Annotated in this window: 19 protein-coding genes; 12 read left to right on the plus strand and 7 right to left on the minus strand. The window is 56.9% G+C overall.

What is annotated here, in order from left to right; translation table 11 throughout:
• The first annotated feature begins 34 nt into the window (after positions 1–34).
• From KHA84_RS01185 to KHA84_RS01195, 3 genes are all read left to right on the plus strand, one after another.
• The gene (locus KHA84_RS01185) at positions 35–1,054 is read left to right on the plus strand and encodes an LLM class flavin-dependent oxidoreductase (RefSeq protein ID WP_213421471.1); all 1,020 of its coding nucleotides are present in this window, start codon (positions 35–37) and stop codon (positions 1,052–1,054) included.
• Positions 1,055–1,203: 149 nt separating this feature from the next.
• Positions 1,204–1,638 (plus strand): YugN family protein, encoded by a 435-nt coding sequence (locus tag KHA84_RS01190; protein ID WP_213421472.1) that lies wholly within the window; start codon positions 1,204–1,206, stop codon positions 1,636–1,638.
• 78 nt (positions 1,639–1,716) lie between these two features.
• The gene (locus KHA84_RS01195) at positions 1,717–2,094 is read left to right on the plus strand and encodes a YbgA family protein (RefSeq protein ID WP_213421473.1); all 378 of its coding nucleotides are present in this window, start codon (positions 1,717–1,719) and stop codon (positions 2,092–2,094) included.
• 107 nt (positions 2,095–2,201) lie between these two features.
• Here the strand turns inward: KHA84_RS01195 and KHA84_RS01200 are convergent, their stop codons facing one another.
• The 3 genes from KHA84_RS01200 to KHA84_RS01210 are packed head-to-tail and all read right to left on the minus strand — an operon-like array spanning position 2,202 to position 5,829.
• Positions 2,202–4,154, minus strand: coding sequence for a PTS fructose transporter subunit IIABC (locus KHA84_RS01200; RefSeq protein ID WP_213421478.1), 1,953 nt, complete (start codon positions 4,152–4,154; stop codon positions 2,202–2,204).
• Complete coding sequence (gene pfkB, locus KHA84_RS01205; protein ID WP_213421480.1) at positions 4,151–5,080, minus strand: 1-phosphofructokinase; 930 nt, start codon at positions 5,078–5,080, stop codon at positions 4,151–4,153. The genes KHA84_RS01200 and pfkB overlap by 4 nt, the downstream gene beginning before the upstream one ends.
• The gene (locus KHA84_RS01210; RefSeq protein WP_213421482.1) at positions 5,077–5,829 is read right to left on the minus strand and encodes a DeoR/GlpR family DNA-binding transcription regulator; all 753 of its coding nucleotides are present in this window, start codon (positions 5,827–5,829) and stop codon (positions 5,077–5,079) included. The genes pfkB and KHA84_RS01210 overlap by 4 nt, the downstream gene beginning before the upstream one ends.
• Before the next feature lie 129 nt (positions 5,830–5,958).
• On the opposite strand from KHA84_RS01210, the gene KHA84_RS01215 reads away from it, so the two are divergent.
• Together KHA84_RS01215 and ptsP are read left to right on the plus strand one after the other, a co-directional pair.
• Entirely contained in the window at positions 5,959–6,225 is a 267-nt protein-coding gene (locus KHA84_RS01215) for a phosphocarrier protein HPr (protein WP_213421484.1), read from the plus strand.
• On the plus strand, positions 6,226–7,938 hold the full coding sequence (gene ptsP, locus KHA84_RS01220; RefSeq protein ID WP_213421485.1) for a phosphoenolpyruvate--protein phosphotransferase: 1,713 nt from the start codon (positions 6,226–6,228) through the stop codon (positions 7,936–7,938). It abuts the gene before it with no gap.
• A gap of 236 nt (positions 7,939–8,174) precedes the next feature.
• On the opposite strand, the gene KHA84_RS01225 is transcribed toward ptsP, so the two are convergent.
• Together KHA84_RS01225 and KHA84_RS01230 are read right to left on the minus strand one after the other, a co-directional pair.
• Positions 8,175–9,371, minus strand: a complete 1,197-nt coding sequence (locus tag KHA84_RS01225) for an MFS transporter (protein ID WP_213421487.1) — start codon at positions 9,369–9,371, stop codon at positions 8,175–8,177.
• Complete coding sequence (locus tag KHA84_RS01230) at positions 9,361–9,795, minus strand: MarR family winged helix-turn-helix transcriptional regulator (RefSeq protein WP_213421489.1); 435 nt, start codon at positions 9,793–9,795, stop codon at positions 9,361–9,363. The genes KHA84_RS01225 and KHA84_RS01230 overlap by 11 nt, the downstream gene beginning before the upstream one ends.
• Positions 9,796–9,982: 187 nt before the next feature.
• Here KHA84_RS01230 and KHA84_RS01235 point away from each other — a divergent pair, with 187 nt between their 5' ends.
• The 4 genes from KHA84_RS01235 to KHA84_RS01250 all read left to right on the plus strand — a co-directional run bounded on the left by KHA84_RS01235 (position 9,983) and on the right by KHA84_RS01250 (position 14,194).
• Positions 9,983–11,203 (plus strand): Bcr/CflA family efflux MFS transporter, encoded by a 1,221-nt coding sequence (locus KHA84_RS01235; protein WP_213422001.1) that lies wholly within the window; start codon positions 9,983–9,985, stop codon positions 11,201–11,203.
• 160 nt (positions 11,204–11,363) lie between these two features.
• Positions 11,364–12,413 (plus strand): ATP synthase beta subunit C-terminal domain-containing protein, encoded by a 1,050-nt coding sequence (locus tag KHA84_RS01240; RefSeq protein WP_213421491.1) that lies wholly within the window; start codon positions 11,364–11,366, stop codon positions 12,411–12,413.
• A gap of 154 nt (positions 12,414–12,567) precedes the next feature.
• A complete protein-coding gene (locus KHA84_RS01245; RefSeq protein ID WP_213421493.1) occupies positions 12,568–12,960 on the plus strand; it encodes an SET domain-containing protein in 393 nt (130 codons plus the stop codon).
• Between the two features lie 133 nt (positions 12,961–13,093).
• Positions 13,094–14,194 (plus strand): nitric oxide synthase oxygenase, encoded by a 1,101-nt coding sequence (locus tag KHA84_RS01250; protein WP_213421494.1) that lies wholly within the window; start codon positions 13,094–13,096, stop codon positions 14,192–14,194.
• A 33-nt stretch (positions 14,195–14,227) separates the two neighbouring features.
• On the opposite strand, the gene KHA84_RS01255 is transcribed toward KHA84_RS01250, so the two are convergent.
• Positions 14,228–15,208, minus strand: a complete 981-nt coding sequence (locus tag KHA84_RS01255; protein WP_213421496.1) for an acrylyl-CoA reductase family protein — start codon at positions 15,206–15,208, stop codon at positions 14,228–14,230.
• 382 nt (positions 15,209–15,590) lie between these two features.
• Here KHA84_RS01255 and KHA84_RS01260 point away from each other — a divergent pair, with 382 nt between their 5' ends.
• From KHA84_RS01260 to KHA84_RS01270, 3 genes are all read left to right on the plus strand, one after another.
• Entirely contained in the window at positions 15,591–15,806 is a 216-nt protein-coding gene (locus tag KHA84_RS01260; RefSeq protein ID WP_213421498.1) for a hypothetical protein, read from the plus strand.
• A complete protein-coding gene (locus tag KHA84_RS01265; RefSeq protein ID WP_213421500.1) occupies positions 15,803–16,123 on the plus strand; it encodes a hypothetical protein in 321 nt (106 codons plus the stop codon). Before KHA84_RS01260 ends, KHA84_RS01265 begins: the two co-directional genes overlap by 4 nt.
• A 74-nt stretch (positions 16,124–16,197) precedes the next feature.
• Positions 16,198–16,689 (plus strand): hypothetical protein, encoded by a 492-nt coding sequence (locus tag KHA84_RS01270; protein ID WP_213421502.1) that lies wholly within the window; start codon positions 16,198–16,200, stop codon positions 16,687–16,689.
• A gap of 563 nt (positions 16,690–17,252) precedes the next feature.
• Here the strand turns inward: KHA84_RS01270 and KHA84_RS01275 are convergent.
• The gene (locus KHA84_RS01275) at positions 17,253–17,972 is read right to left on the minus strand and encodes a hypothetical protein (RefSeq protein ID WP_213421504.1); all 720 of its coding nucleotides are present in this window, start codon (positions 17,970–17,972) and stop codon (positions 17,253–17,255) included.
• Positions 17,973–18,009: the final 37 nt, after the last annotated feature.

Below are 18,009 nucleotides of genomic sequence, written 5' to 3' on the forward strand. Positions count from 1 at the left end.
GGCCGATAGCATTTGCAGAAAGGAGGCGGCACAGATGGAAGTAAGCATGCTTGATCAGACACAGCTCACAGAGGGACAAACCGCCGAGGAGGGGTTTGCCGGCACCGTGGAAGCCGCGCGCCTTGCAGACCGGCTTGGGTACCGTCGGTTCTGGTTGTCGGAACATCATAGTTCCGACACGATTGCCGGTTCTTCCCCCGAAATTCTCGCAGCTCACCTGCTGGCAAAGACGGAAACGATCCGCATCGGAACGGGCGGCGTCATGCTGACGCACTATGCCCCGTACAAGGTGGCCGAAAACTTCCGGGTGATGAGCGCGCTTGCCCCGGGCCGTGTCGATCTCGGCGTCGGCAAGGCGCCCGGCGGCACACACCTGCCGACCATCGCACTCCAGGGCGGCCGTGCGCTTACCGACGCCAAGCCCCGTCAAAAGGAACTGTTCCCGGAGATGGTCGATGAACTGATGGAGTACCTGGAAGAAAAGCTTCCGGAAAGCCACCCGATGAGCGGCTATTTGGAGGCCTCCCCTGCCGTCGTCCAAAAGCCCCTCCCCTGGATTCTTGGGACCGGTCCCGCGTCTGCCCTGCTTGCAGCAGAGCGCGGCCTCCCGTATGCCTTCGCCCGCTTCATCAATGCGGAGCGAGATGAAATGCGGGAGACGATCGGCCTGTACAGAAAGAACTTCCGCCCTTCTTCCTTTACGGAAAACCCTTATGTCGTCCTTGCTTCCCGGGTGTTTGCGGCCGGTACGGATGACGAAGCGGAGTGGATTGCGCGGAGTGCCGCCCATGTGCAGTTTGGATTCCACCGCGGCATCCAGGGCAGGCTGACCGACCCTTCCGAAGCGCTTGCCGGAAGCATGACGGAAAAGGAGAAGCAGGAAGTCCGCGATATCCTGTCCACCTACCTGATCGGCTCAAAGGAGACTATCGGACGCGAAATGGATAATCTCTCTGGACTGGGCGTCGATGAACTTATGGCGCTCACTCCTGTGTTCAGTCCTGAAAGCAAACGCCTTTCCATGGCTGTCTTGAAGGAAGCGGCGAAAGGCTGACCGCAGCATCCGACATATTTCCCGGGAAATAGCGCCAGCCGTGATGAAATTTCGCGGATTCAGGTGCCACTCTCTTTCATTGGGGTTAATTCCCGCAATACCGGGAATAGACTATCTACCTGGGAATTTGATAAAGGAGAGTGGTATAAATGCTGAAACTGGAAACGGAACTTCAGGGCAAACAGGCCCGGTTTGGTGATATTTATCCAATCCTGCTTGAACGGAACATTACGCTTTGCGGCAACTGGGAATACGATGAGGCCATGTTCGACGGCGTCCTGAGCAAGGACGGCGAGGAAACGATTTATCTCCGCATCCCGTTTGATGTCATTTCCGGCATGCTGGAAGACCCCGAGACACAAATCGTTTTCGGCCAGCCATTTGTCCTCAAGCACGTGGCCAACATCGGCCTCGACCATGAAGGTGACGACCTGCTGGCGACCACCGGCCTCAACCAGTTCCAGAGCCCGGAAGAAAAAGATGGCCCGATCCGCCGCAAGTCGCATTGGGAAGAAGAAGGCGAGCGGGTCGTCCAGGGAATCGTCGAAAGCTTTCCTCTCCTGGACGAGCGGCATATCGGCTGACTGCTCCACGAAAAATAACCGGCACGGGATCGGAACCGTGCCGGCTGTTTTTCGGTATTTCCTAGGAGGCGTGCGTCCATGAATAAACGGCGGCAGATGGAGGATTTGTGGAGCCGGGAGAAATACCGGGTCATGTATCACAGCCAGGTCCATTATGGCCGGATCCGGGAGACTCTGAAAGGGAACCCAACTTTTGCGGACATCGAGTCACTGATTGGTGAAGCGGTTCGGACCCCGCCCACGCCCGGATCGGTAAGGAATGCCGTCCAGCATATGTGGGGCTATTTCAAGAAGCAGGCGGATGAAAGTGAAAGGCAGGAGTACCGGATCCTCCTTGAGAGGTTCTCGTCAGGCAGTGCCCGTGAGGAGGAACTTCTCTCCTTTATCCGACGGCTGGCCGAAAAGTATCGTGCGGGGTACTTGCTAGGCAGCACGATTCTTGAGTCACCTCAATAGTTAAAGGGCAGTCCGCTTTGGGGACTGCCCTTTTTTGTATGGCAACGTTTCAATAGAGAATGTTAACGACTCAGCCCGGTATGGCAACGTCCCAACACCCCAGGCTCTTACGCAGCCTGCACAGCAGGCTTTCTTAGCATGCCGGCGAGGAATGCCGTGACAAACGCACCCGCGATGATTGCCGCCGCGTAGAGGAGCACTTTTATGATGCCGCCGTCCACGAGGCCCATGACGAAGATTCCGCCATGCGGCGCTCGGAGGCTGATGTCGAACAGCATTGTGAGCGCGCCCGTTACGGCGGCGCCTCCGATGGACGCCGGAATGACGCGGGCCGGGTCGGCCGCCGCAAACGGGATGACCCCTTCCGTAATAAAGCAGGCACCGAGCACATAGGCCGTCTTGCCGGCTTCGCGCTCCGGTTTGGAGAAGCGCTTCTTGAAGAGCGTCGTCGCGAGCGCCATGCCGAGCGGTGGCACCATGCCCGCTGCCATGACCGCAGCGATAAAGTGGAAATTGCCTGCATCCAGCATGGCAATTCCGAACGTGTAGGCCGCCTTGTTGACCGGGCCGCCCATATCGACCGCCATCATGGCGCCGATGATCAGGCCGACCAGGACCTGATTGGTGCCGCCGAGACCTTCAAGGAAGGAGGACAGGCCGGTGTACAGCTTCGTCAGCTGCGGATTGATCAGCATCATGATGATGCCGGTGATGGCGATGCCAAACAGCGGATAAAAAAGCACCGGCTTGAGGCCTTCAAGCGCATCCGGCAGCTTGGCGAACATCTTCTTCACGAAGAGTGTGACATAACCGGCCAGGAAGCCGGCGATGATCCCGCCGAGGAAGCCGGAACCGCCGTCCGCTCCTTCCACTCCGGAAACGGTAATCGCAATCAGGCCGCCGACCATACCTGGCGCAAAGCCGGGACGCTCCGCGATGCTTGAAGCGATGAAACCTGCCAATACAGGAACCATGAGGAAGAATGCCTTGCCGCCGCCGATCGTGTTCAACATGGCGGCGAATGCATTGTACTCAGGGCTTGCCGGGTCGCTGGAATGAATGCCCCAGAAGAAAGACAGGGCGATCAGGATCCCGCCCCCGACGACAAACGGCAGCATGTTCGACACACCGTTCATCAGGTGCTTATAAAATCCGCTTTTCGGCTCGGTTGAATCGCCCTTGTCCGCCTTGCCTTCGGCGTGATAGATCGGGGCGTCTTTGTGAATGGCGCGGTCCAGCAGCGCATCCGTTTCATGGATGGCCTTGCCGACCTTTGTCTGGATCACCGGTTTGCCGTCAAAGCGGGCCATCTCCACTTTCGTGTCGGCGGCGACGATGATGACGTCGGCCTCGGCGATCTCTTCCGGCGTCAGCCGGTTTTTCACGCCGGACGAACCGTTTGTCTCGACCTTGATCGGTATCCCGCGCTCTTTCGCCCGTTCATTCAACTTCTCGGCCGCCATGTAGGTGTGCGCAATGCCGGTCGGGCAGGCAGTGACTGCGAGGACCTTGCCGAGCGAAGGTGCTGCCTCCTGTGCCTCCGCCTGTTCACGGTCAGATTCTGCCTTTGCTCCGGGTTCTTCCGGGGCTTCCGGCCCCTCCAGCTCCCGCTCCTTGTCATTCACGGCCGCCAGCACTTCATCGGCTGATTCGGCATTCAGGACGCGCTCCCGGAACTTCCCGTCCATGAGGAACGTCGCGAGCCGGGACAGCGCTTCGAGGTGGTCATTGTTCGCCCCTTCGCTTGCGGCGATCATGAAGAACAGATGGGCCGGCTGGCCGTCGAGCGAGGCATAGTCGATCCCTTCGGCGGAGCGGCCGAACGCAATCGCCGGCTCGCGGACCGCCGAGGATTTGGCATGCGGGATGGCGATCCCGTCACCGATGCCGGTCGTGCTTTGCTGCTCGCGGGCGAGGATGTCGTTCATGAAGGCTTCCCGGTCCGACAGCCTGCCCGCTTCATCGAGCTTGCCGACAAGTTCAGAGAGCGCGGATTCCTTGGTTGTAGCCGCCAGGTCGAGAAGCACTGTATCTTTCGTCAACAAAGAAGTGATGTTCATCGGTTTTTCCCTCCGTTCAAATGGGTGACCGTTACCTGTTGAGCCAGTGAGTCAACGTCTTCTTTCCGGCACAGATCCGAACGGGAGACGGTCGCGCTGCCCGCGGCGACACCGTACTTGAAGGCGTCTTCCGCACCTTTGCCCGACTCGAGCGCCGCGATGAATCCCGACACGAGTGAATCGCCGGCACCGACGGTATTGACCACTTTTACTTCTGGCGCCTGCGCCTCGGCTTCCATCGTGTCCGAAACGTAGAGCGCGCCTTCCCCGCCCATTGAGACGATGACGTGCCGGACCCCCTGCCGGACGAGCAGACGGGCATAATGCAGGGCGTCTTCCTTCGTTTTAATCTCTGCACCGAACAGTTCACCGAGCTCATGCTCGTTCGGTTTCATCAATTCGGGTTTCATATCGGCAAGCTCTTTCAAAACCGGACCCGATGTATCGACCGCGAGACGGATGCCGCTGTCCCGGCAGATGCCCGCCAATTGCACTGCAAAATCCGCTCCTGCCGAATCGGGAATTCTGCCCGCCAGTACGAGCCAGTCTCCACGTTCCATCCTTCCGGCACGGTCCAGGAGCTGACGGAGCTCCTTTTGCGTGATGTCCGGACCCGGACCGTTCAGTTCTGTCTCCTGCTCCGATTTGATTTTTACATTGATGCGGGTGATGCTGTCCGTCCGGATCAGCTCTGTCCGGATGCCTTCATTCCACAGGAACTGCTCCAGATAATCACCCGTAAAGCCTCCGGCAAGACCGACGGCAGTGCTGTCGGTGCCAAGCCGTTTCAAGACGCGGGAAACGTTGATTCCCTTGCCGCCCGGATAGTAGTACACTTCTTCCGAACGGTTAAGTTTTCCGGGTGTAAAGCCGGGAAGGTAAACGGTATAGTCCAGAGAAGGGGTCAGCGTATAGGTGTAGATCATTCCGTCACCACCTTGACAGTTGTTTCGTTCTCAACGGCTTCCAGCATGGCCGCGTCCAGGGAATCCGTGATCAGTCCCGCAGCAGCGAGGGGAAGGGCTTTGGTGAAGCTGACCTTGCCTGCTTTGCTGTGGTCCGCGACGACATAGGTGCGCCGTGCCAGCGAAGCGGCCAGTTTCTTGACGGAGGCCTCCTCCGGGTCAGGCGTCGTATAGCCGTACTCCGGGTGGAAACCGTTTGCCCCGAGAAAGCACCGGTCAAAGCGGTACTCGGAAAGCGCAGCGGTCGCCTGCGGTCCGACCAGCGCCCGCGTTTTCCCCTTTACGTAGCCGCCGGTCAGATAAGTCGTGATCCCGTTGTCGATGAGGGCATCCACATGGGTCAGGCCGTTCGTCACGACGACGGCCCCCTTCCCCGCCAAAAACGGGATCATCCGGAAAGTTGTCGTGCCCGCGTCAAGGAAGATAAACTCCCCCTCCTCGACGAGCCCGGCGGCATGAGCCGCGATCAGCTGCTTTTCCTGCTCGTTTTTGACCGATTTGTCAGAAACGCTCAATTCCTGGATGTTCCGTTCACGGGTCGTGGCTCCCCCGTGAATGCGCTCCAGAAGGTTCATCGCCTCAAGTTCCGTCAGATCCCTGCGGATGGTCGACTCCGATGCGCCGGTGCCTTCAATGAGCTCGGCAATTTTCACAGTCTGTTTTTGTTTTAGCTGGCCCATGATCCACTCATGGCGTTCTGTTGTCAGCATGTTTGATCACCCGTCTGTCGTTGATTAAGCCCATTTTACTTGAAATCGGTTCCAAAATCCATCATAATCGTTCACAAACAATCAAAAACAGTCATCTATCTGACTGTCTTCATTTAGGAGGAAATACACATGGTCGAAAAACAATATACAATCAGCGCATCTGAAGGACTCCACGCGCGGCCGACTTCCCTGCTCGTCGGTTCGCTCGCACCGTTTTCTTCCGACATCACCCTTATCTATAAGGATAAGTCCGTGAACATGAAGTCCATCCTCGGCGTCATGTCCCTCGGCGTCGCCTCGGGATCCACCATCACGGTGAGGGCGGAAGGCGCGGATGAAAATGAAGCCATCGCCAAAATCGATGAAGTCATGAAATCCGAAGGGCTGGCCGGCTGAATGGAACAGCGGATCAAAGGCATCGCGGCCTCCGGAGGCATTGCGATTGCAAAAGCCTTCCGTCTGGAGCATCCCGACCTCCAGACCGAAAAAGTCACCGTTTCGGACGCGGAAGCGGAAAGCGCACGCCTGGATCTGGCAATCGCCGCTTCCCGCGAGGAACTCCAGGCCATCCGCAAGCACGCGTCCGAACAGCTGAGCGAGAGTGAAGCGGATATCTTCAGCGCTCACCTGCTTGTCCTTGACGACCCGGAACTCATCGGGCCGGTCAAGGACAAGATCCGATCGGAACAGGTGAACGCGGAGCATGCGCTAAAAGAGACCGCGGACGGCTTTGTCGCCCTGTTTGAGTCGATGGACAATGAATACATGAAAGAGCGCGCAGCTGACGTGCGGGATGTCACCAAGCGGATTCTTGCCCATCTGCTTGGCGTGACGCTCCGGAGCCCCGCGATGATCCGTGAACAGACAGTCATCATCGCAGAAGACCTGACCCCGTCCGACACCGTGCAGCTGAACCCGGAATACATCCAGGGATTTGTTACCGATATCGGCGGCCGCACGTCCCACTCCGCAATTCTCGCAAGAACGCTTGAGATCCCGGCGGTCGTCGGCAGCCGCTCCGCGATGGCACAGGTGGAAAACGGCACAACGGTCATCGTCGACGGAACAGCCGGCGAAGTAATCGTCAGCCCGTCCGATGCCACGCTTGAAGCCTACGAAGAAAAGCGCCGTCTGTATGCGGAAGAGCGGGAACAGCTCACGCAGCTTGTCCATGAGCCGACCCGCTCCAAAGACGGCCACCAAGTGGAGCTGGCCGGCAACATCGGCTCCCCTGCCGATGTCGCCAAAGTCCTTGAGAACGGCGGAGAAGGCATCGGTTTGTTCCGCACGGAGTTTCTCTATATGGGACGCGACCAGTTCCCTACGGAAGACGAGCAGTACGAAGCGTATAAAAGCGTACTGGAACAGATGGAAGACCGCCCGACGGTCGTTCGTACACTCGACATCGGCGGCGACAAGGAACTGCCTTACCTGAACCTCCCTGTAGAGGCGAACCCGTTCCTCGGCATCCGCGCCATCCGGCTGTGCCTCGAGGAAGAGGACATGTTCCGCGTTCAGCTTCGCGCGCTGCTCCGTGCAAGCGTGCACGGGCATCTGAAGATCATGTTCCCGATGATTGCCACACTGGATGAATTCCGGCGCGCCAAGGCAGTCTTCCTCGATGAGAAGGATAAGTTGGAACAAAGCGGCGTGCCTGTCAGCGACAAGATTGAACTCGGCATGATGGTCGAGATCCCGTCCGCCGCGCTCATGGCCGACCAGTTCGCCAAGGAGGTCGACTTCTTCTCGATCGGCACGAACGACCTGATCCAGTACACGATGGCCGCCGACCGGATGAACGAACAGCTGTCGTACCTGTACCAGCCATTCAGCCCGGCAGTTCTCCGACTGATCAAGATGGTCATCGACGCCGCCCACCGGGAAGGCAAGCACGCCGGCATGTGCGGCGAGATGGCGGGAGACGAAGCCGCCATCCCGGTCCTGCTCGGCATGGGCCTCGATGAATTCTCGATGAGCGCTTCCTCCATCCTGAAAGCCCGCGCGAAGATCGCCGGCCTTTCCAAGGCGGAGATGGAAGCGAAGATCGACCATATCCTGTCCCTCTCCTCCGGTGAGGAAGTCCGTTCGTATATTGAACAGTCGCTATAAGAAGAAAAAGCGCATCGCCCCGGTGAGGGTGATGCGCTTTTTCTAATTCGAGAAGTCGGTTTCGTCATTCGGGGGCGTAATCTCGTCATTCAGTTCCACAGTTTCGTCATTTACCCTCCCGGAGTCAATGAATGACGAAATTCCGGAGGTGAATGACGAAATCAAACTGTCGAATGGGGAAACCTGACCGCTAAATACAGAAACTGGCGGACGGACTCAGCCGCGAGAACGGACCGTCAATGCCCGGCCTGTACCTGCAGGCCCGCCTTTTCCTTTTTGCCGTGCATCGAAAAGTACAGAAGCGCCGAAACAATCACGACCAGGGCCAATATCAGATAAAGCGTGCTGAAGCTCATGTACGGAATCAGGAATCCGATCAGGAACGGGCCGAATCCGAGCCCCGCATCCAGTGCGATGAAAAATGTCGATGTGGCAAGGCCCATCCGGTGCGGCGGCGTGAGCTTGACTGCGACCGCCTGCGTACAGGACTGCATGTTGCCGAATCCGAGACCGATCAGGATGCCTGAGGCGAGCAGCATCAGCCCGTTCTGGGCCGTCCCGAGCAGCACGAGGCCGGCCGCAAACAGGACAAATGCAGGATACATCACGGCATTCGCCCCTTTCACATCCATGAGGCGGCCGGTGAACGGACGCGACAGCAGGACCGAGAAAGAATAGACGAGGAAGAAGAAGCTTGCCGCGCTCACCAGGTCAATTTCAATGGCATAGCTGCCGATGAATGACAGAACACCGGAATAGCAGAACGCGACCACCATCGTCACGAGCGCAATCGGAATGGCCCTCAGCTCCACGATACCGGAAAGACTGAAGCCTTTTTTCTCGTGAACTTCCGGCACTGCCTCCGCTTCAGGCACCCGCAGAAACAGCGCGACCGTCAGAGCGATGAAACTGACGGCGAGGCAAAGACCGAAGATGGCCGTCATCCCGGTCTTGCTGCTCATATAGAGGCCGATAAACGGTCCGACCGCCGTGGCGAGTGTCGCGCTCATGCTGAAGTAGCCGACGCCCTCTCCTTTTCGCGTTGCCGGTATGGTCTGTGCAACAATCGTTCCTGTCGCGGTGCTCGCCATGCCCATCGCCGCTCCGTGGAGAAAGCGCGTCAGCATCAGAAATGGAATCCCCAGCTGGATGAAATACAGAGCGGTCGTCAAAGCAAAGAGGATCAGGCCGGTAAACAGCGTTCTTTTCCGTCCGAGCGATTCGATACTGCGGCCGGTGAACAGCCGTCCGGCCAGCGCCCCCACGATGAACAAGCCTGTGATCAGCCCCGCCTCGCTTGCCGTGGCCCCGTATTCACCGACTGCATAGACGCCGATGATGACGATCAGCAAGTAAAAGACCAGCGTCACGAGAAAGTTGACGCCGGATACGATGATAAAATCCTTTGTCCAAAGCTTGCCGTCAGGCTTCATCCCCGGCTCCCCCTTTCCTCATGAGATTCTTTCTAACTTCAGGCAGCAGACGGTGCAGAAGCTCCTGCTCCCCTTTCCCGATACCTTCCATCACTTCACGCTCCAGCCCGGAGATCTTCTCCCGGCATTCCCGGTAAACTGAATCTCCCGCCTCCGTCAGCCGGATGACCTTGACCCGCCGGTCCTGCCCGGGGATCTGTTCAACCAGATCCTGCTCTTCCAGTCGGTGAACCCTTCTCGTGATTGACGGCTTTTCGACCCCATAATAATTCGATATCTCCACAAGCGTGGACGGTCCTTCACGCTCAATATAGAAAATGACCTGCCACAGCGAATACGACAGACCGTGCGGCTCCAGCAATTGATTAAGTCTGGTGATCAGCGGACGGTAAACCGCCAAATATTGACGAAAGATCCCTTCCATATTTCCGCCTCCCCTATTCCCTTTTAATTAATTAACTTAGGTAACTATATTAGGGATGTAGGTGTTTGTCAATAAAAGGGACAAATGCAGCATCAGGATTGCAGCCAATATTCCCTTATGACTTAACTTCACACAAAAGGGAATGATTCTTTTATAATGGCCAGATGAGGAGTGATGACCTATAAAACTGCAACAAGACAGACTACATAATCCGACCGGAAAAACCCGGATCGGACTGGCGCTCGTCCTCGGGCTCCTCGCCATACTTGGCCCGCTCAATATCGATATGTATCTGCCGAGCTTCCCGGAGATCTCCAGGGACTTGGGAACAGGTGCCTCACAGGTGCAGCTCAGTCTGACCGCTTGCCTGATCGGGCTTGCACTCGGGCAGATCGTTGTCGGCCCGATCAGTGATGCCCAGGGCCGGAGAAAGCCGCTGATCATCGGCACTTCCCTGTTCGCCCTCGCATCCGTCTTCTGCGCGCTCGCCCCCAATATTACGGTGCTCATCATCGCACGGTTCCTGCAGGGATTCACCGCTGCGGCGGGGGTTGTCCTGTCCCGTGCCGTGGTGCGGGATGTCTTCAGCGGGCGTGAGATGACGAAGTTCTTCTCGCTGCTGATGGTCATTAATGCCGTCGCGCCGGTCGTCGCTCCCATGCTCGGCGGAGCGATCCTTGCCATTCCTTCGGCAAGCTGGGAGACGATTTTCTATGCATTGGCCCTGATCGGCATCCTGATCGTCGCGATCGTGGCCGCAAAACTGAAGGAAACCCTGCCTCCGGAAAACCGGATCCCCAGCTCCATCGGTTCCTCGGTGAAGACGATGGGCAGTTTGCTGAAGGACCGCTCCTTTATCGGCTACGCCCTGGTCGTGGGGTTTGTGCATGGCGGGAGTTTTGCCTACGTATCAGGCACCCCGTTTGTTTACCAGCAGATCTACGGTGTATCCCCTCAGGTGTTCAGCATCCTGTTCGGGATCAACGGTGTGGCCATCATCACCGGAAGCTTCATCATCGGGCGGTTCGGCGGAATCATATCCGAGAAAAAACTGTTGCAGGCAGCCGTCACCATCGCTGCAGCTTCAACATTTGTCCTGCTGATCATGACGATCATCAAAGGCCCTCTTGCATCACTGGTGATCCTGATCTTCATTTACATGACCACGATGGGCATGATCATCACCAGTACCTTCACCCTGGGAATGGCCAAACAGGGAGGCCGTGCCGGCAGTGCCAGTGCCGTTCTCGGCATGCTTCCGAGCCTGCTCGGAGCAGCGTTCACCCCGCTGTCCGGCATCGCGGGCGCAACAGCCGTCCCGATGGGGGCTACCCTTTTCGGTACCTCCCTCATCGGCCTGATCGCCTTTTTCACCATGGTCAGGAAGGGCAGCGAAGAAGAGTATTGAGTGCAACACTCCCTCTCCGAATGATATTGGAGAGGGAGTGTTTTCTTATGAAGCAGAGATTGATACGTTTGAGCGTAATTATTTTTCTTCTTAGAGTAATTAATTATTGCGCTAAGACGTAAGTTAATTTACAATTCAAAGTAAGAAAGGGGTGTTTGAAATGGATGACTTGCGATTGAATGTCGGTCTGCTGCGAAGGAAGGTCCCGAACCTGACAAGCGCGGCCCGGCTGGTCGGGCTTCGTCCGGCGACCGTATCGAACCTGTGCACGGGCAAGATTCCCGTCGGCCGGGCCGAGGTACGGACACTGGCAGCACTCGCATCATTGGCCAATTGCACATTGGATGATCTGATTATCAGGGGGGAGAAAATCGAAATGATTGAGACGAAGATCAAGACGCTGGATTTGTTTGCGCCGCTTGCCAAAGGCGGTACCGTCGGTCTTGTTGCGCGTCCGGGGATGGGCCAGCTCGTCGTATTGGCCGAACTGCTTTACCGGCTGAAGCAGGATGGTTATCAGACCATCCTGCTCATGCCTGAGGGCGAGCACCGCGGAGTGGACGATCTTTCAGAAAACGTGGATATCATCACCCATTCGATCGGGGAAACCAGCCGTAAAATCACCGAGCTGGGCGGTGATCAGGAGATGATCTTCGTCGCTGACCGGACCCATGTCGTCACGGGAGGGATCCAGGAGCTGCAGGAGAACCTCGAGGATAAAGGCATCCAATCCGTGACTACGTTCCTCGTTGACCTGACCGGCGACGTGGTGGATGAGAACCTGCCCTACGGCCCGCTTGAGACGCTGTGGCAGTTTGACGCCGACCTGGTGGCCAGGCACCGCTACCCTGCTGTCAGCCCCCTCGGATCCGTGTCCTCTGTTCTTGAAGGGGCCCATCTGGATCAGGAACACTTTGCCGTCCAGCAGAAAGCCCTGAAACTCCTCCGCCGCTACCGGGAGCTTCGTTCTCTGGTGGCAGTCGGCGGAATCGACCGGTTACCGGCATCCGAACTGCAGACCTTCCGGAGGGGCGAGCGTCTGGAGGCGTATCTGACCCAGCCGTTTTACGTTACAGAGGCCTTCACGAAGAAGCCGGGGGCATCCGTCAGCCTCCAGGAAACACTGCATGATGTGAAAGGGATCATGAACGGCGCAGCCGATTCCAGAGAAGTCGCCGAGCTGGAACTGATCGGCAGCCTGCAGTCCTAAAGTGCCCTGTGAAGCTCCTATGCTCCACTCCCCGCCCATTCTGTTGTATACTGATGGAATACTGTCGACCCTTCTTAAGTTTATATAGACCATCCAGCGCGGGAAAATTTCTTTTGCCGGATCTATTCCAATCAGAAACGAGCAGGTGAATTATTTGATCGAAATCAAAACATCTACACTAAGCGACGGGGAATTCAACAGAGGGGTATTTGCGACGTGCGATATCGACAAAGGCACGCTGATCCACCAGGCCCCGGTGATCGCCTACCCGAACGATCAGCATGAACACATTGAACGGACACTTCTGGCTGACTATGCGTTTGAGTACGGACTCAACCACACCGCCATCCTTCTCGGCTACGGGATGCTGTTCAACCACTCTTACCAGCCGAATGCGGACTATGAGATCAGCTTCGAAAACCAGACGTTCAACTTCTACGCCCACACCGCCATCAAAACGGGCGAAGAGATTCTCATCAACTACAACGGTGACGTGGACGACCAGGAACTGCTGTGGTTTGACCGGGAAGAAGAACCCGAAACCTGAACATCCCTAAAGCCTGTGCAACGAAATCCGGTGCACGGGCTTTTTTGCGTCAAAAATTCACCAAACCTCCACGGCCTCACCGGAGTTTGACCGGATGACCGTGCTACACTTTGGGTACTGGAGGTTGAGACGAATGAACCAAGTGACCACGGACAACCGACTGATTATGAAAGCCGAACAGTTTATCAGGGAATGCTACGGCGAGCTCGGAATCCCGGAGGACCGGCAGGAAGAGCGGATCCGGGAAATCCGTTCGGAAGTGGAAGCCACCGGCACCTATGTCCACACGTCCGCTGAGCTGACGCACGGCGCCAGGATGGCTTGGCGCAACAGCAACCGGTGTATCGGGCGCCTGCTCTGGCATACCCTGCATGTTGTCGATGCCCGCCATATCCGCACTGCAGAAGATGCGTATGGACAGCTGCTGGACCATATCCGCTTTGCCACGAACGGCGGGAAAATCCGTTCCACGATCACCGTCTTCCCGCCGCGGAAACACGGGACCGATCCGCTCCGCGTCCTGAACCACCAGCTGATCCGCTACGCCGGGTATGAGGATGAAGGCGGCGTGACCGGCGACCCTGCGTCTCTCCGGTTTACCCGTCTGTGCGAAAATCTCAGATGGCAGGGGGAAGGCACGCCGTTTGACGTCCTCCCTCTCGTCATCCGGGAAGATGGAAAAGAGCCGGAGCTGTTCCGGATTCCGGATGATGCCGTGATGGAAGTGCCGATCACCCATCCTGACAATGACGGACTCAGCGGGCTTGGCCTGAAATGGTATGCCGTCCCTATGATCTCGGATATGCTGCTCGAGATCGGCGGAATCGAGTATCCGATGGCGCCGTTCAACGGCTGGTACATGGGCACGGAAATCGGTGCGAGGAACTTCGCGGATGAGGACCGCTATGACCTCCTGCCGGCCGTGGCGGACGTGTTTGGTCTGGATACTGCCTCTAACCGGTCGCTCTGGGTCGACCGGGCCCTCGTTGAGCTGAACATCGCCGTGCTGCATTCCTACCGGCAGGCCGGCGTCACGCTCGTCGACCACCACACGGCGGCCGAGCAGTTCCGGAAGTTCGAAGAAAATGAGCAAAAGCAGGGCCGTTCTGTCACCGGAAACTGGTCCTGGCTCATCCCGCCGCTGTCCCCGGCCGCGACGCATATCTTTCATAAGCCGTATAACAATGAAAAGCTGTCTCCGAATTACATGTACCAGGCACCGCCTGAACTCTGAAAGGGACCCATCCGCGGATGGGTCCCTTTCCCGTTACAGTTTTACAACCGTCCGCCCCCGGACCTTCCCTTCCAGAATGGCCGCAAGCACTTCCGGCAGCTCTTCCAGTGAGACTTCATTGACCAAGTCGCCGTCCAGCACGGTCGGCTTGTAATCTCCGCTTAACAGCTCCCACACCTTCAGCCGCCGGTGCATCGGGCACTGCACGGAGTCGATCCCGAGCCAGTTGACGCCCCTGGAGATAAACGGCAGTACCGTCGTGCGGACATCAATGCCGCCGGTCAGGCCTGAAGTCGCGACAGACCCGCCGTACTTCAGCGTGCTCAGTATGTACTGGAGTGTTTTCCCGCCGACCGGGTCGACCGCTCCTGCCCACAATTCTCCCCGGACCGGTGCTCCGTCCTCATCGACCACATCATTTCGGGGGATGACTTGGCTTGCCCCGATCGATTTCAGATAAGCCTCCTCATCTGACTTGCCCGTGCTCGCCGTCACTTCAAAGCCCCGCTTGGCAAGAATGTTCACGGCGATGCTGCCGACGCCGCCCGTGGCACCCGCAACAAGGACCGGCCCCCGGTCCGGCGTCAGCCCGTTTTCTTCCAGACGGAGGACGGACAGTGCCGACGTAAAGCCGGCTGTCCCGAGAATCATGGATTCCCGCATCGTCAGTCCTTCCGGGAGCGGCACGACCCAATCAGCCGGCACGCGCGCCACCTCGCTGAACCCGCCGAAACGGCCGGTACCGAGCGCGTAGCTGGTCACGATGACCTCATCCCCGGCTTTAAAGCGTCCGTCCGCCGATTCCATCACAGTCCCGGCCAGATCGATCCCCGGTACCATCGGATAAGAGCCGACCATCCGCTTCCGCACGGCCACCAGTCCATCCTTGAAGTTCACACTGGAGTAGGCCACCCGGACGGTGACTTCCCCCTCCGGCAGGTCGCCCATCCCCAGCCGGTTGATCTCGGGCTGCGACTGTTCATCCTTCAATACCATCGCTTGAAATGTGCTCATCTTCCAATCCGTCCTTTCTTTCAGGCTATCAGCCCGTATTAGATTGAGCATAGCGACAAGCCACCGCTTCTTGCAAATCATCCGGACCGGACCCGGGAAAGATCCGCACACATCCCCTCTTAAAACCATCCTCCTTTGTCTGCATAACATTTCCATTTGATAGTTGTTTGGACCATGCGGAGCAATTAACCGCTCATATGATGTAGAGACTGGAATGGTTACCATTTCGGTCTCATGACAATACATTGGAAAGGAGGACTTTATATGAACAAGTACTCTAAGTCCGACTGGTCTAAAAAGCCCCATCAGGGCGACGGTTACATGAAGGACTGCCATTGCCAGGATCAAAGGCGTAAAAACTGCAAATGTCTGGATTACAGCCATGACCGGTGCAAGTGCAATGGGAACAGCCACCAAGGAGGATGTCGTTGCGGCGGAAACCATGGACAATACGACCAGGGATGCCATTGCGGCGGCAAGGGGAACTATGATGATCACCGGCCTTGCAACTGCCAATCCTACCAACAAGGGGGCTGCAGAAGGTACATCTGCGACGATGATTTCAGGCTCCGTCTGGGCGGCCTGCAAAACGGATTGAACTTCCGGCTCAGGCAGCTGATCGGCTGCTATGCAGAGTTCACCCTGGAAGATAACACGACGGTCTATGGGAAGATCTGCCATGTCGGATCCAACTTTGTTGAAATGGTGGTGCATCAGCCCGTTCCTTACACAGAAGCCACACCCAAGGATGCTGCGAAAGACAAGCATGAAGATCCGAAGCCGGCAGAAGTTCCGGAACCAACAGAAAAAATTCCGTACGCCCCAAAGGAAAACCACACGATGATTTTCTCATTGGAAAAGATTAATCACTTAAAGCATCATTGCGGGTGCCCCGGCCCTTGCGGATGCAAGTAACCGACTGATGCTGCAAGCCTATGAGGGGGAGGGATCTGATCCCCCCTCCTTGTTGTTTAGGAGGAGATCAGGACATGAAAGAGGCTTTCCGGAAGTTCCTCGCGGAGTGGAGCGATCGATCTGATATCAAGCGCAGACATTCTTTTCTGATGCTCTATTTAAACAATGGTTCCGTTTTTACCGCTTTTGCAGAAGACGGCTCCGGGGACGGTTTCCAAACCCATCTGTTCAGCTATGGACATTCCCTTCCACACCGGTGTTGCGTGACCTTAATCCCGGTTGATCCGCATACCCATATGGCTTGTCCCAAGTCCTCCGTCAGGGTGGACCTTCATTCGTTTTGCGGAATTCAATGGGTGGATCCCGAAACGCTCAGGAAGATGCCGCTTCACGACCCGGGAGGCCCATTGGGCGAACCCGCAAACGACAATCCCGACGTACAGGAAGCAGGTCCTGAAGGTGACTGCGAAGTCTTATGCGAACGCGCGAAAACCGACAGGCCGACAACTGTCATCCCGTTCGGGAAAATCAAGAAGGTCACGATCCGGCCGCCAAACGGGGAATAGAGCTGCAGCGATGGGAAGGAAATTCATCGCTGCAGTTTTCATTTTGTCTCCGGCCAAGATGGAACGTCCCGGCGATTCCCGCCAACCAAAATGGAGCCGGCCGGACAGCCGGTAGCTCCATTTCATATTCAATGATTTATTTAATTACTTGGCTCTGTTATAGAGTGTTGTTGCTTTCCGTTACGGGTGGGATGCTTACCAAAACTGCGTTTTGGTCGCAGAAAGACCTTTGTCGCCCAACGCTTGCGCTTTTGGGCACAGACGCCGTTCTGCGTGACGGCGCCCGCTATCCGCGGGGAAGGCTAAGAGCCGGCGCCAAAACGAAGGTTGGCGCCTGCGTGCAACGCAAAGCGTTGCGCAGCACCAACTTGCAGGGTCTCTCCGCGCTTCCTTTCCCGCTGTCCAGCTGCAGAGGGCCTGCTCCTCGGGTCATAAGCCATTCCACTCCGCGAAGCAGGCTTCGCTGCGCGGCTTGTCTTATGCCTGTCGGAGCTGACCGGCCCTCTTCGCTTTAAATGCTGGAGTCGCCCCCCTTCACTCCAATCAACAACTAAATATCAACATCATCCACTAACAGAGCCAATTACTGTTATCATCGTGATTTTTTCGATCGCGATGATTTGGATGGCTTTGCCGACTTTTACAACGACGGATTCCTTGTTGACGTCGGTCACGAATCCCTCGACCAACTCATCACCGAGTGCGAGCTCAATTGTTTTGGCTTCAAGGAACAATAGATAGATATTGAATCTCATCCGGAAAAACAGATGCAGCAATTCCGGCGACGAAGCCACCGTTGCGCCAAAATTGAACGTCAGGTCCCGGCGGAGACAAGGGTCGATCTCCCGCAGTTCCGCTCCATGGCCGGGTTCCGCAAATCTGCCGCATGGCTCCGCTTTTGCAATGACCCGGTAAGGCAAAATGACTTCCTTGTGTTCATCCAGCAGGACCAAGAAGTCATGCCCGGCCGTATGGACTTTCCCTTCCGTCGTCCGGCCGCCGTCCATTTCCACTTTTACCTGTAATCCCATCAAGCCGGAAAACACTTTCAGGAATGTTTCCTCGGGCGGCCTGTCATCGTCCAATGCCAGATCGAGGAGCAGGGTATTCGCGGCATTGATTCTCTCGTTCAGCTCCGCAAGTTCCTCTTCCGGAAGGCAGCCCGTGGGTGACGGGAATTCAGGAGACGGTTTTTTGTCCGGGCAACAGCTGTCATCGATGCAAAAGTCATCAATGGTATCCTGGGCCACAAGCGGTAGCTGATCACCGGTCACAAATTTCATCCGATTCACCTCCTTTCATCAGTCCCTTTTTATGTAG

The organism is Bhargavaea massiliensis, assembly GCF_018390575.1.
In the GTDB taxonomy this organism is placed as follows: domain Bacteria; phylum Bacillota; class Bacilli; order Bacillales_A; family Planococcaceae; genus Bhargavaea; species Bhargavaea massiliensis.